Raw genomic sequence first — 12001 nt, 5'->3', positions numbered from 1 at the left:
GTTTTTGCGTAAAACTAGGGGTTTTGCTCCCGCTTAGAGCGCGTTGACCTTCTTGGAGATGGCCGACTTGCGGTTAGCAGCGTTGTTCTTGTGGATAACGCCCTTGCTGACAGCCTTGTCCAGCTTGCGGGTAGCAGCCTGCAGGGCTGCCTGAGCCGCTTCCTTGTCAGCAGCGGTGACAGCGTTATCCACGTTGCGGATAAGCGTCTTCAGCTCGGACTTCACCGAGTTGTTGCGCTGACGCGCCTTCTCGTTGGTGAGGATGCGCTTCTTCTGGGACTTAATATTGGCCACTTATAAACTCTCTTTGTATTGCGGACTTGGTCGGTGAGGGAATTTCAGACCAGACATTGACTGAGCGGCGTGGGGATACCGTAATGGCGCCCGGCCTGAAGTGCCCGTCGACCTGCGCGGACACACAGCAATAAATGTTAGCAGAACTTAGCGGACAGTGTGGAACCCGGCACGGAACCATCCGCAGATGCTCCGTCAGTAAGGGTGGAAGGTGCCGGCAGCCGGTCAGCGCCGGAGATCGGAGAGCCGCTTCGCAACGCGCTCAAAGACGTCACGGTCCACCACGGCCCCCTGCCTCCGGACGGCGGCGGGATCCAGGGTGATGATCCGGTCCAGCTTCACCTCGCTGGGCCGGCCCTTGCTGTCCCAGGCCCCGGTTCCAATGTCGAGGTAGTCCGGGTCGGACCCGCGGGAGTTGTTCCGGTCCCGGGTCGTGAGCATCAAACCCAGCAGGTTGGAGCCGTTCTGCCCGATCAGCAGCACTGGACGGTCCTTGCCCTGGGAAGGATCCTCTTCATACGGCACCCAGGCCCAGACGACTTCACCCGGGTCCGGAGCGCCGTCCGGCTTGGGCGCGTATTCGGGCCTGACTGGTCCGGTGTAGTCACCTGCGTAGCTGGCGGGCCGGGCCGGGCGCGGAGAAGATGCCTGCGGCCCCGGCGCCGTGCTGCGGTTTGGTCCGGAGCGGGATGTCCGCGGAACGTTCGCGGGACCCGGGGCCAGCTGGCGGGCCACACGCAGGGCAGTTCGGGCGAGGCTGAGCAGGTTGCGGGAAGTAAAAGCCATGCGGACATCCTAGGTGCGGCACTGCGGGGCCGCTGGGCGGCGGCGCGCAGATGGGCGCTGCGCACAGTTCGGGTCCGGCGGGGTAAACGTGGGAGACTGTTAACTTAGAAACCAGTCCCACTTCGCACAATCCCTGCGTGCGAGCGGCGCCTCGGAGTGCAATCGTGCATCCGGACAGTGCCGAAGCCATGCAAACAGTAAAGGAACCGCCACAGTGTCACCTCTGGCCCGCTTCTCACCGGTGCCTGCCGCGACGGATCCGGCGATCATTCGGAATTTCTGCATCATCGCCCACATCGACCATGGCAAGTCCACCCTGGCCGACCGCATGCTTCAGTCGACCGGTGTGGTTGAGCACCGGAACATGAAGGCCCAGTACCTGGACCGCATGGACATCGAGCGTGAACGCGGCATCACCATCAAGTCGCAGGCCGTGCGCATGCCGTGGGAAGTGGACGGCGAGTCCTACGCACTGAACATGATCGATACCCCGGGTCACGTGGACTTCACGTACGAAGTCTCCCGTTCCCTGGCCGCCTGTGAAGGTGCCATCCTTTTGGTGGACGCAGCGCAGGGCATTGAGGCCCAGACGCTCGCGAACCTTTACCTGGCGATGGAAAACGACCTGACCATCATTCCGGTCCTGAACAAGATCGACCTGCCCGCAGCGCAGCCGGAGAAGTACGCGGAGGAGCTCGCTAAGCTGATCGGCGGCGATCCGGAAGACGTGCTGAAGGTATCCGGCAAGACCGGCGTGGGCGTTGAGGCCCTGCTGGACAAGATTGTCCGTGACATTCCCGCACCCGTCGGAGACCCCGATGCCCCGGCACGGGCCATGATCTTCGACTCCGTGTACGACACCTACCGCGGCGTCGTAACCTACGTCCGCGTGATCGACGGCTCGCTGTCACCGCGTGAACGCATCCAGATGATGTCCACCCGGGCCAGCCATGAACTGCTGGAAATTGGGGTCAGCTCTCCCGAACCCACCCCGTCCAAGGGACTGGGCGTCGGCGAGGTGGGCTACCTGATCACCGGTGTGAAGGACGTGCGGCTCTCCAAGGTGGGCGACACCGTCACCAACCTGAACAAGCCGGCAGCTGAATCGCTTCCCGGCTATGCCGATCCCAAGCCCATGGTTTTCTCCGGCCTGTACCCCATCGACGGCGCGGATTATCCGGTGCTGCGTGACGCGCTGGAAAAGCTGATGCTCAATGACGCCGCGCTGGTGTACGAACCCGAGACGTCCGCGGCGCTGGGCTTCGGTTTCCGCGTTGGCTTCCTGGGCCTGCTGCACCTTGAAATTACCCGGGAGCGGCTCGAGCGCGAGTACAACCTGGACCTGATCTCCACTGCCCCGAACGTGGAGTACGAGGTGACGCTCGAGGACAACAAGGTAGTCACGGTCACCAACCCCAGCGAGTACCCCGAGGGCAAGATCAAAGAGGTCCGCGAACCGATGGTTGCGGCCACCATCCTGGCGCCGAGCGAATTCGTCGGCGCGATCATGGAGCTGTGCCAGTCCCGCCGCGGCGTCCTGGGCGGCATGGACTATCTCTCCGAAGACCGGGTGGAAATCCGGTACCGCCTGCCGCTGGCCGAAATCGTTTTCGATTTCTTCGACGTCCTCAAGTCCAAGACCCGCGGCTACGCCTCCCTGGACTGGAAGGCCGACGGCGAGCAGGTCGCCGATCTGGTCAAGGTGGACATCCTCCTCCAGGGCGAGCAGGTTGATGCCTTCAGCTCCATCACCCACAAGGACAAGGCGTACTCCTACGGCGTCATGATGACCGGCAAACTGCGTGAACTCATCCCGAGGCAGCAGTTTGAGGTCCCGATCCAGGCTGCCATCGGCTCGCGCATCATTGCCCGCGAATCCATCCGCGCGATCCGCAAGGACGTGCTTGCCAAGTGCTACGGCGGCGACATCAGCCGTAAGCGCAAGCTGCTGGAGAAGCAGAAGGAAGGCAAGAAGCGCATGAAGATGGTTGGCCGCGTGGAAGTTCCGCAGGAAGCCTTCGTGGCCGCCCTGTCATCCGACGAGTCCAAGGACAAATCCAAGAAGTGACACCCAGCGCACTGCCCCTTGGGGATCCCGCGCCAAAGGACGGACTTCTTCCGCCCAACGCAGCAGCCGCGGCTGCAGAACGGAAATTCGGACTCTACGTCCATATTCCGTTCTGTGCCGTTCGCTGCGGCTACTGCGACTTCAACACCTACACCGCCACTGAACTCGGCGGCGGTGCCTCCCAGGACGCCTATGCAGCGACCGCACAGCAGGAGGTCCGCTTCGCTGCCAAGGCGCTGGCGGCGTCGGGAATCCCGGAACGCCGGATCGAGACTGTGTTTTTCGGCGGCGGCACCCCAACCCTGCTTCCCGCTGAAGACCTGGCCGCCATCCTCGGCACCGCCGTCGAGCAGTGGGGGCTGGCTCCCGGGGCGGAAGTTACCACCGAAGCCAATCCCGATTCGGTGACACCTGCGTCCCTGCAGCTGCTGGCCGATGCCGGGTTTACGCGGGTGTCCTTCGGGATGCAGTCCGCCGTGCCCCACGTCCTGGCAGTCCTGGACCGCACCCATACGCCGTCCCGCGTGCCGCAGGCTGTCCAGTGGGCACGCGAAGCCGGACTGAAGGTCAGCGTTGACCTGATCTACGGCACGCCGGGGGAGTCCCTGGCCGATTGGAAGTATTCGGTCGAGGAAGCGCTGAGCTACGAGCCGGATCACATTTCCGCCTACGCCCTGATCGTCGAAGAAGGCACCAAGCTGGCCGCGCGCATGCGCCGCGGCGAAGTGCCCCCAATCGACGACGACGACCACGCGGACAAATACCTGCTGGCGGAGGAGCTCTTCGCCGCGGCCGGCCTGAACTGGTACGAGGTCAGCAACTGGGCGCGCACGCCGCAGGACGCCTGCCGCCACAACCTTGCCTACTGGCGCAGCGACGACTGGTGGGGCATTGGACCCGGGGCGCACTCACACGTTGGCGGGGTTCGCTGGTGGAACGCCAAGCATCCCACCGCCTACGCCCAGCGGATCGCGGCGGGGGAGTCTCCCGCCGTCGGGCGCGAAAGCCTGGATGCGGATACCCGTTACCTGGAAGACGTCATGCTCCGCACCCGGCTGGCCGAGGGCCTGCCGCGGGAGCTGCTGCGCCCGGAGGGCCGGCACGAGATTGCCGGCCTGATAGCAGACGGTCTCGTGGAGCCGAAGGCTGCCATTGCAGGAACCGTGCTGCTCACGCTTAAGGGAAGGCTGCTGGCCGACGCCGTTGTGCGCCGGCTGCTGCCGTAGGCCCGCCGCAACAAGCACAAGACCCGCCGTTCCCTGGGAGAACGGCGGGTCTTGTGGTGCGCGGCCTACGCCGTCAATGCTGGTGCGTCAGCGGAAGCGGCGCAGGTTGAAGCGGTAGCGGTAGGGCCGGCCGCGGTTGCATTCGATGCCCGCTATGACTGAGAACACGGCGACGGCAATCCAGATCAGCGCGTTGAGGATGGCGAAGTACCCGCCCACCACCGGGATGAAGGAGAGCAGCCAGGCCACCAGCGCGAGGATGGTGGGAGGCAGCGTGAAGTTCAGGGCTTCCTTGGACTCCTGGGCCGTGAACGGACCACGGTCACGGAACACCAGATAGATGATGAGCGAAGGAACAAAACCCAGGATCCCGCCAAAGTGGGAGAGGGTGGCCCACTGGCGGTCTTCCGACGCGGTCAGGGGGAGTGCGTTGGCCGGGGCACCCTGGTAGTCCGGGCGCGCCGGCGAACCGTTGTTATCCGGTTGCGGGTGGTTCGGGCGTGGGTTGGACACGGTTGCTATTCCTTTAACTCTCAGATGGCGCAGGGATCGCCCCCCGCGGGTACCTGTTGTTAGACAAGGGTACTGGCTTCAGCGGCAGGAGCAGGCACCGGGTGTCCCAGCGTGCCGTGCCGCGGGGGAGCCTGCCGGCTCTCCGGCGCACCGCTACTGAACGGTCAGGAAGTCGATGACTTCCTCCACCCGGCCCAGCAGGGACGGCTCCAAATCTGCGTAGGTGCGAACCGAACCCAACAGCTTCTTCCAGCCCATGGCGACGTCGGTATGGTCGCGGTGCGGCCAGCCGAGCCCCTTGAGGATTCCGGTTTTCCAGTCCTCATGCCGCGGGACCGCCGGCCATGCCTCCAAGCCGATTACGTGGGGCTTGATCGCCTGCCAGACATCAACGTACGGGTGGCCGACAATCAGCACGTTCCCGGCGGCTCCGGGCACCCGCATCGCTTCAGCGGCGATGCGCGATTCCTTGGAACCGGACACCAAATGGTCTACGAGGATGCCGAGGCGCCTGCCGGGGCCGGGGGAAAAGCCGCGCACGGCACCGGCCAGGTCATCTACGCCATGGAGGGGTTCGACGACGATGCCTTCGATCCGAAGGTCGTCTCCCCAAACCTTTTCCACCAGTTCCGCGTCGTGCTTGCCTTCAACCCAGATGCGGCTGGCGCGGGCGGTACGGGCACGGACGCCCTCGACGGCGACAGAGCCCGACGCCGTCCGGCGGGCCACGGGGGCAGCCGTCTTGACGGCGGGGATAACTTCGACGGGTTCGCCTTCCAGGAGGAAGCCGAAGCCCAGTTCAAAGGAACGTGTCCGCCCGCGGTAATCCTCCAGTACCACCAGGTGCATTCCGCCGGACTTCTCCGTGCGGAGCACTGCACCTACCCAGCCGGTCTGGACCTCTTCCAGGACCAGGCCTTTTTCGGCGCCCACCTGCCGCAGGGCCTTCCGGGCCGGGGCGGTGATGTCCTGCGGGCCCCATTCGTAGCTGGGCATAAAACCTCGTTCCTGACGACGCGGCGAAGCGCCTGCGCTGGCCGCAGGCACGGAGGAATCAATGCTAGCAACGGGAGCGGATGGTATTAGACTTAGCACTTAGGGACACCGAGTGCTAAGTCTGGCCTGATGACAGCCGCCAGCCAAAGGCCAGTCAGCGAAGGAGGAAACCATTGAGCGAACCACGCAGGCTCGAGGTGCTCCGGGCCATTGTCGAAGATTACGTCCACTCCCGCGAGCCCGTCGGCTCAAAGGCACTGGTTGAACGCCACCACCTGGGGGTTTCCTCCGCGACCATCCGCAATGACATGGCTGTCCTCGAAGAAGAGGGCCTGATCGTTGCCCCGCACACTTCCGCCGGACGCATCCCCACCGATAAGGGCTACCGCCTGTTCGTGGACCAGCTTTCGGACCTGAAGCCGCTTTCGGCTGCCGAACGCCGCGCCATCCAGACGCTTCTGGAAGGCGCGGAGGACATCGACGACATCCTGGACCGCACGGTACGGCTGCTTTCCCAGCTGACCAACCAGGTCGCCGTCGTCCAGTACCCCCATCTGGGCAATGCGAAGGTGCGCCACATCGAGTTTGTCCTGCTGGCGCCGGCCCAGGTCCTGGTAGTCCTGATCTCCACCACTGGCCGGGTGGAGCAGCGCGTCATCACCGCCCCTGCACCAGTGACCGAACAGGACCTGCACGAACTCCGCCAGCATTTCCTGCAGGCACTGGCCGGTACCACGCTGACCCGGATCACCTCCCACCTCGCGGACACCCTGGCCACAGTTCCGGCGCACCTGCGCGGAACCGCGGCGGCGCTGGGGCGGGCACTGGAACAACTGGCCGGGATCAACCGCGAAGACCGGATGGTCATGGCCGGCACAGCGAACCTGGCCCGCGCCACCGGAGACTTCCCGCTGACCATCGGCCCCATCCTGGAAGCCCTCGAAGAGCAGGTAGTCATGCTGCGGCTGCTCTCCGAGATGGAACAGGACGCAAGGGGTGTTTCGGTGCGGATCGGATCCGAGAATCCCTACGGTTCCCTCTCCGAAGCATCCGTCGTAGCCACTGGGTATGGGCCGGATGCTTCCGCTATGGTGGGAATCCTCGGTCCCACCCGGATGGACTATCCCAACACCATGGCAGCGGTCCGAGCCGTTGCCCGCTACCTTTCCCGGGTCCTGAACAACTGACCCACAAGACCGGCAGGCGCCCGAACGGCGCCCTGCGGAAGACTAACCACCCCCGAGGCGGGGGACGCAACACAGGAAGCGATGTGCACGAGTGAGTGATCACTACCAGGTACTCGGCGTTAGCCGGGATGCCACCGGCGAGGAAATCAAGAAGGCCTACCGCAAGCTGGCCCGCAAGCTCCATCCGGACGTGAATACTGCCCCCGGAGCGGCAGACGAGTTCAAGGCCGTTACCCATGCCTATGAGGTCCTCTCCGACCCGCAGAAGCGCCGCGTGTACGACACCACCGGCCAGGAAAACGGCACGGACAACGGTTTTGGCGGCGGCTTCGGCGGCCAGGGCTTCGGCTTCCAGGACATCTTCGACACCTTCTTCGGCGGCGGTGCCCCTGGCGGCGGACGCGGCCCGGCATCGCGTACCCGGCGCGGCCAGGACGCACTGATCAACGTCCGGATCGACCTGAAGGATGCCGTCTTCGGCACCAACAAGAAGATCGACGTCGAGACCGCGGTCCTCTGCCCCACCTGTGAGGGCTCCTGCTGCCAGCCGGGAACCTCACCGCGCACCTGCGACATCTGCCACGGCAGCGGCCAGGTCCAGCGCGCCGTACGTTCAATCCTTGGCCAGGTCATGACGACCGCACCCTGCGGATCCTGCCAGGGGTTTGGAACGGTCATCCCGGATCCGTGCCACGAATGTGCCGGCGAAGGCCGCGTCCGCAGCCGCCGCACCCTGACCATCAAGGTTCCCGCCGGCGTCGCAACCGGCACCCGGATCCAGCTCAGCGGACAGGGCGAAGCCGGAACCGCAGGCGGACCGCAGGGCGACCTGTACGTCGAGATCCGGGTCAACGCCGATCCGGTGTTCCTGCGCGACGGCGATGACCTGCACGCAACGCTGACGGTTCCGATGACGGCGGCCGCGCTGGGCACAGTCATCAACATGGATACCTTTGACGGGGAGCGGGAAATCCAGATCAAGGCCGGAACCCAGTCCGGTGAAGTCACCACGCTCAAGGGCCTTGGCGTGACCCACCTGCGCGGTTATGGCCGGGGTGACCTGATGGTGCACGTCCAGGTGGAGACACCGCAGAAGCTCGATGCTGCGCAGGAAGAACTGCTGCGCCGGCTCGCAGAACTGCGCGGGGAGGAATTCGCCGAGGGCCGGGTCAGCGGCAACAGCAACAGCGGTGTCTTCGCGAAGCTCCGCGACCGCCTCGGTAACCACTAGCCACCGGAACGTACAGTGACCAGTCCCATCTTCTTCGGCGATCCTGAACTCGTTGCTGCAGCGGCCCCGGGGAGCGTCTTCGCGCTCACCGGCCCGGAAGCGCGCCATGCCGTGGCCGTCAAGCGGCTGGCACCGGGGGAGCGCGTCGACATTGTCGACGGCGCCGGAAAACGCCTGCGCGGAACGGTCCGGTCCGCCGAGCCTTCGTTGCTGGAAGTCGACGTCCACGAGGTTGAGGCTGAACCCGGCCAGGACTGCGAGTTCACGCTCGTGCAGGCGCTGGCCAAGGGAGACCGGGACGAGCAGGCCATTGAGGCTGCAACCGAGCTTGGCGTGGACGCAGTGCTTCCCTGGCAGTCTGAGCGCAGCATTGTTCGCTGGCGGGCAGACAAGGCAGTGAAAGGCCAGGCCAAGTGGCGGGCAGTTGTGGCTTCAGCCGCGAAACAGTCCCGCCGGTCCCGGATTCCGCAGGTACTGGATGTGGCCGAAAGCAAGGCGCTGGCTTCCCGCCTGGCAGGAACCGACCTGGTCCTGGTGCTGCACGAAGAAGCCAGTGTTTCGCTGGCTGCTGCCGTTGAACTCGCGCTGGCAAGGTCCGTCGGAACGGGCACGGAGACCGGAATCGGGTCCATCGCCGTCGTAGTTGGTCCCGAAGGTGGAATCAGTCCTGCCGAACTGAAGGCCCTGCGTGAAGCCGGTGCGGTTGCCGTGCGCCTGGGGCCCCATGTGCTGCGTTCCTCAAGTGCGGGCCCCGCAGCCCTGGTGCTGCTGAATCATCTTCTCGGCCGCTGGAACTGAACAGGGCCGGGGCGGCCACAATGGCCGGACTGGGGCCAGCCGCGGGCCGCAGTGGCTACTAGGCCGCAGTGCCTAATAGGCCGCAGTGCCTAATAGACGGTGAAGCGCTTTGAATCTTCGTTCTCACCCTCACCGTGGAACACCCGAAGGTTGTATTCGCCGGGTTCCAGGTCGATCTGGATGTCGAACATCGCAGTCTCACCGGCCACGGCCTCCAGCCGTAGCTCGCCGGACTTCAGGGCCGAGGTATCCGGACGCCCGTTGACCACTCGCTCCACGCTCCAGAACAGCGGCTCATCGCGCTTTACTGCAGAGCCGGTCACTGCCACGGAAGTTTCCGTGCCGTCGCCCTCCTGGGGGCTGATAATCCAGATGGGAGCCGGCATGGTCCTGTCCCGCTCCAGGTCCCGTTCCAGATCCTCGTGGCCGAAGGCCAGGTATCCGGCCTTCCCGTCCACCAGCACTGCAACGCTGGCGTTGTAGCCTGCGGTGGTCAGGCCGGCGTTCGCTGCCGCAGCGGTTGCGGTGTACACGAGCTGCTGGACAGCACGGTGTGCCATGCCGGCATCCAGGGAAGGCTTGAAGGCATCCGAAGAGATGTCCACCGTGATGACGTTCTTGCTCGAGATCGAGGCAGTGACCTTGGAAGCCGGAGCCCACGGCGTGAAGTAGTCGTCATCCGAGGGTGTCGCCGTAGTCATGGTCATAACGGCTTCCCCGATGGGGTCGCCGGTGTTCTTCGACGGCAGGAACTCCCGGTACAGCTGAACATCGGATCCGTTGAGTCCCAGCCAGTAAACCGGCATGACCACCTTGGACACCGTGGCTTCCGCGGGTGCGGAAACTGCCATGGGGTGCCCTTCGGGCGAAGTCGCAGCGCTGAAGGAGGTGGGCATGCTGGTGGTGGGCAGTTCGGCAACCACGCCGCACGAGCCCAGCAGCAGCGGCGCTGCCGCGGCGGCCAGGAATAGGCGGATACGGCCGGAGCGGCGAGTGCGCTGCTCAATCATGACTGTCCCTGCCTTCCGTTTCCTGTGCCGGCACGCAGGCCGGTCAAATGCTGTGGGGTCCGTCGGGACAGCGGTCCCGGCCGGAGCATCCCATCAAGCTTGGCACAGCGGAACCGGCCCCAATCGGGGGTTCGCGCTTCTGCGGCGGGACTGAAACCTGATTGAGACCCAGACGATGCCAAGCCGAGACAAACTGCGTAATACAGCTCACACCTCCCGTAACGGATCCGCCCCCGTGCCCTCCATTCGCGGTGCCCGGAATCGGGTAGGCGCGGCCGGGCGCCTATCCAGTAGAATTAAGGAGGCTGTGAGCACCATGATTTTCAGCAGACTTACCATCCAGTTTTCCGATAAGGGGCGATGAGAGGCCGAGGGGCCGCATATATGACCGAATCTTCAGCAGGAATCGGCACTATCCGTGAGGACCAGCAGACGATTGTGTTCGACTCAACCGAGCATATGGTCCAGTCTTTGGGCGCCAACGATGAAGCCCTGAAAGTCATCGAGAACGCCTTTCCGGAGGTGAACCTCCATGTCCGCGGAAACGAACTCTCAGTCTCTGGTCCTGCACCCTCCGTGGACCGGACCGTCCGCCTCGTCAACGAGGTGCGTGTGCTTGCCCGGCACCAGACGCGGGTGACACCCCAGATCCTGGAACAGCTGATCACCATGCTCCGTGACCAGAGCGCGGAACGGCCGGCAGAGGTCCTCACGCAGAACATCCTCTCCACGCGCGGGCGCACCATTCGCCCAAAGACCCTCAACCAGAAGAACTACGTTGACGCGATCGACCGCAACACGGTTGTCTTCGGGATTGGCCCGGCCGGCACCGGGAAGACCTACCTGGCCATGGCCAAGGCGGTCCAAGCGCTGCAGCAAAAGGAAGTCAACCGCATTATCCTGACCCGGCCGGCGGTTGAGGCGGGGGAGCGGCTGGGATTCCTGCCCGGCACGCTCAACGACAAGATCGATCCTTACCTGCGTCCGCTCTACGATGCGCTGCACGACATGATGGACCCGGAATCGATTCCCCGGCTCATGGCCGCCGGAACCATTGAAGTGGCGCCGTTGGCGTACATGCGCGGCCGTACCCTCAACGATGCCTTCATCATCCTGGACGAAGCCCAGAACACGACGCCCGAGCAGATGAAGATGTTCCTGACGCGCCTTGGCTTCGGATCCAAGATGGTAGTCACCGGTGACGTCACACAGGTAGACCTTCCCGGCTCCACCACCTCCGGCCTGCGGATCGTCCACGAGATCCTGGACGGTATCGAGGACGTTCATTTCTCCGAACTCACTGCCACCGACGTCGTACGGCACCGTTTGGTCAGCGACATCGTGACCGCCTACAGCGAATGGGACGAAGAACGCCGTTCACGCACCGGTTCCAACACTGCCGGGCAGGAGAAGAAACGATGAGCATCGAAGTCAACAACGAGTCAGCCATGCCCGCAGATGAGGAAGCGCTGGCCCGCCTGGGCCGCTTCGTCCTGGACGCCATGTACGTCCACCCGGAAGCTGAACTCTCCATCATCCTCGTGGACGAGGACGCCATCGAGAAGCTCCATATCGAATGGATGGACCTTCCTGGACCCACCGACGTGCTTTCCTTCCCCATGGACGAACTCCGTCCGGGCTCTCCGGGGCGGCCGGCTCCGGCAGGCGTCCTGGGGGACATTGTGCTTTGCCCGCAGGTTGCTGCCCGGCAGGCCGAAACGGCGGGCCACGGCCTGGAGGATGAGCTGCTGCTGCTGACCACCCACGGCATCCTGCACCTCCTTGGCTACGATCACGCCGAGCCCGAGGAAGAAGCTGAAATGTTCGGCCTCCAGCGCCGGCTGCTTTCGGACTACACGGGCAAGGAAGCCCCGAAGGAGACACGCAGTTGA

General features: G+C 64.5%; 12 protein-coding genes. 7 read left to right on the top strand and 5 right to left on the bottom strand.

Annotated features, from left to right (window positions below; genetic code table 11):
* Positions 1–33: 33 nt before the first annotated feature.
* Positions 34–294: a 30S ribosomal protein S20 gene (gene rpsT / locus ABFX29_RS01555; protein ID WP_055241021.1), complete on the bottom strand. Its 261-nt coding sequence runs from the start codon at positions 292–294 to the stop codon at positions 34–36.
* Between the two features lie 225 nt (positions 295–519).
* A complete protein-coding gene (locus tag ABFX29_RS01550) occupies positions 520–1080 on the bottom strand; it encodes a type II toxin-antitoxin system PemK/MazF family toxin (protein WP_152227841.1) in 561 nt (186 codons plus the stop codon).
* A 214-nt stretch (positions 1081–1294) separates the two neighbouring features.
* Between ABFX29_RS01550 and lepA the strand changes: the two genes are divergently transcribed.
* Together lepA and hemW are read left to right on the top strand one after the other, a co-directional pair.
* On the top strand, positions 1295–3148 hold the full coding sequence (gene lepA / locus ABFX29_RS01545; protein ID WP_055241023.1) for a translation elongation factor 4: 1854 nt from the start codon (positions 1295–1297) through the stop codon (positions 3146–3148).
* On the top strand, positions 3145–4374 hold the full coding sequence (gene hemW, locus ABFX29_RS01540) for a radical SAM family heme chaperone HemW (protein ID WP_152227843.1): 1230 nt from the start codon (positions 3145–3147) through the stop codon (positions 4372–4374). The genes lepA and hemW overlap by 4 nt, the downstream gene beginning before the upstream one ends.
* Positions 4375–4461: 87 nt before the next feature.
* On the opposite strand, the gene ABFX29_RS01535 is transcribed toward hemW, so the two are convergent.
* Together ABFX29_RS01535 and ABFX29_RS01530 are read right to left on the bottom strand one after the other, a co-directional pair.
* Complete coding sequence (locus tag ABFX29_RS01535; RefSeq protein ID WP_152227846.1) at positions 4462–4887, bottom strand: DUF4870 domain-containing protein; 426 nt, start codon at positions 4885–4887, stop codon at positions 4462–4464.
* A gap of 153 nt (positions 4888–5040) precedes the next feature.
* Positions 5041–5883, bottom strand: a complete 843-nt coding sequence (locus ABFX29_RS01530) for a DUF3097 domain-containing protein (RefSeq protein ID WP_152227848.1) — start codon at positions 5881–5883, stop codon at positions 5041–5043.
* 173 nt (positions 5884–6056) lie between these two features.
* On the opposite strand from ABFX29_RS01530, the gene hrcA reads away from it, so the two are divergent.
* From hrcA to ABFX29_RS01515, 3 genes are all read left to right on the top strand, one after another.
* Positions 6057–7070 (top strand): heat-inducible transcriptional repressor HrcA, encoded by a 1014-nt coding sequence (gene hrcA, locus ABFX29_RS01525; RefSeq protein WP_152227850.1) that lies wholly within the window; start codon positions 6057–6059, stop codon positions 7068–7070.
* Between the two features lie 91 nt (positions 7071–7161).
* The gene (gene dnaJ / locus ABFX29_RS01520) at positions 7162–8301 is read left to right on the top strand and encodes a molecular chaperone DnaJ (protein ID WP_152227852.1); all 1140 of its coding nucleotides are present in this window, start codon (positions 7162–7164) and stop codon (positions 8299–8301) included.
* A gap of 15 nt (positions 8302–8316) precedes the next feature.
* The gene (locus tag ABFX29_RS01515; RefSeq protein WP_152227854.1) at positions 8317–9099 is read left to right on the top strand and encodes a 16S rRNA (uracil(1498)-N(3))-methyltransferase; all 783 of its coding nucleotides are present in this window, start codon (positions 8317–8319) and stop codon (positions 9097–9099) included.
* Between the two features lie 89 nt (positions 9100–9188).
* Here ABFX29_RS01515 and ABFX29_RS01510 read toward each other — a convergent pair whose 3' ends face one another.
* On the bottom strand, positions 9189–10109 hold the full coding sequence (locus ABFX29_RS01510) for a GerMN domain-containing protein (RefSeq protein WP_152227856.1): 921 nt from the start codon (positions 10107–10109) through the stop codon (positions 9189–9191).
* A 384-nt stretch (positions 10110–10493) separates the two neighbouring features.
* Here ABFX29_RS01510 and ABFX29_RS01505 point away from each other — a divergent pair, with 384 nt between their 5' ends.
* Complete coding sequence (locus ABFX29_RS01505) at positions 10494–11531, top strand: PhoH family protein (protein WP_246167457.1); 1038 nt, start codon at positions 10494–10496, stop codon at positions 11529–11531.
* Positions 11528–12001 (top strand): rRNA maturation RNase YbeY, encoded by a 474-nt coding sequence (gene ybeY, locus ABFX29_RS01500; RefSeq protein ID WP_152227860.1) that lies wholly within the window; start codon positions 11528–11530, stop codon positions 11999–12001. The genes ABFX29_RS01505 and ybeY overlap by 4 nt, the downstream gene beginning before the upstream one ends.

This window comes from Arthrobacter gandavensis (genome assembly GCF_039528575.1).
Classification (GTDB): domain Bacteria; phylum Actinomycetota; class Actinomycetes; order Actinomycetales; family Micrococcaceae; genus Arthrobacter_B; species Arthrobacter_B citreus_B.
This window is presented reverse-complemented; position numbering and strand designations above follow the sequence as displayed.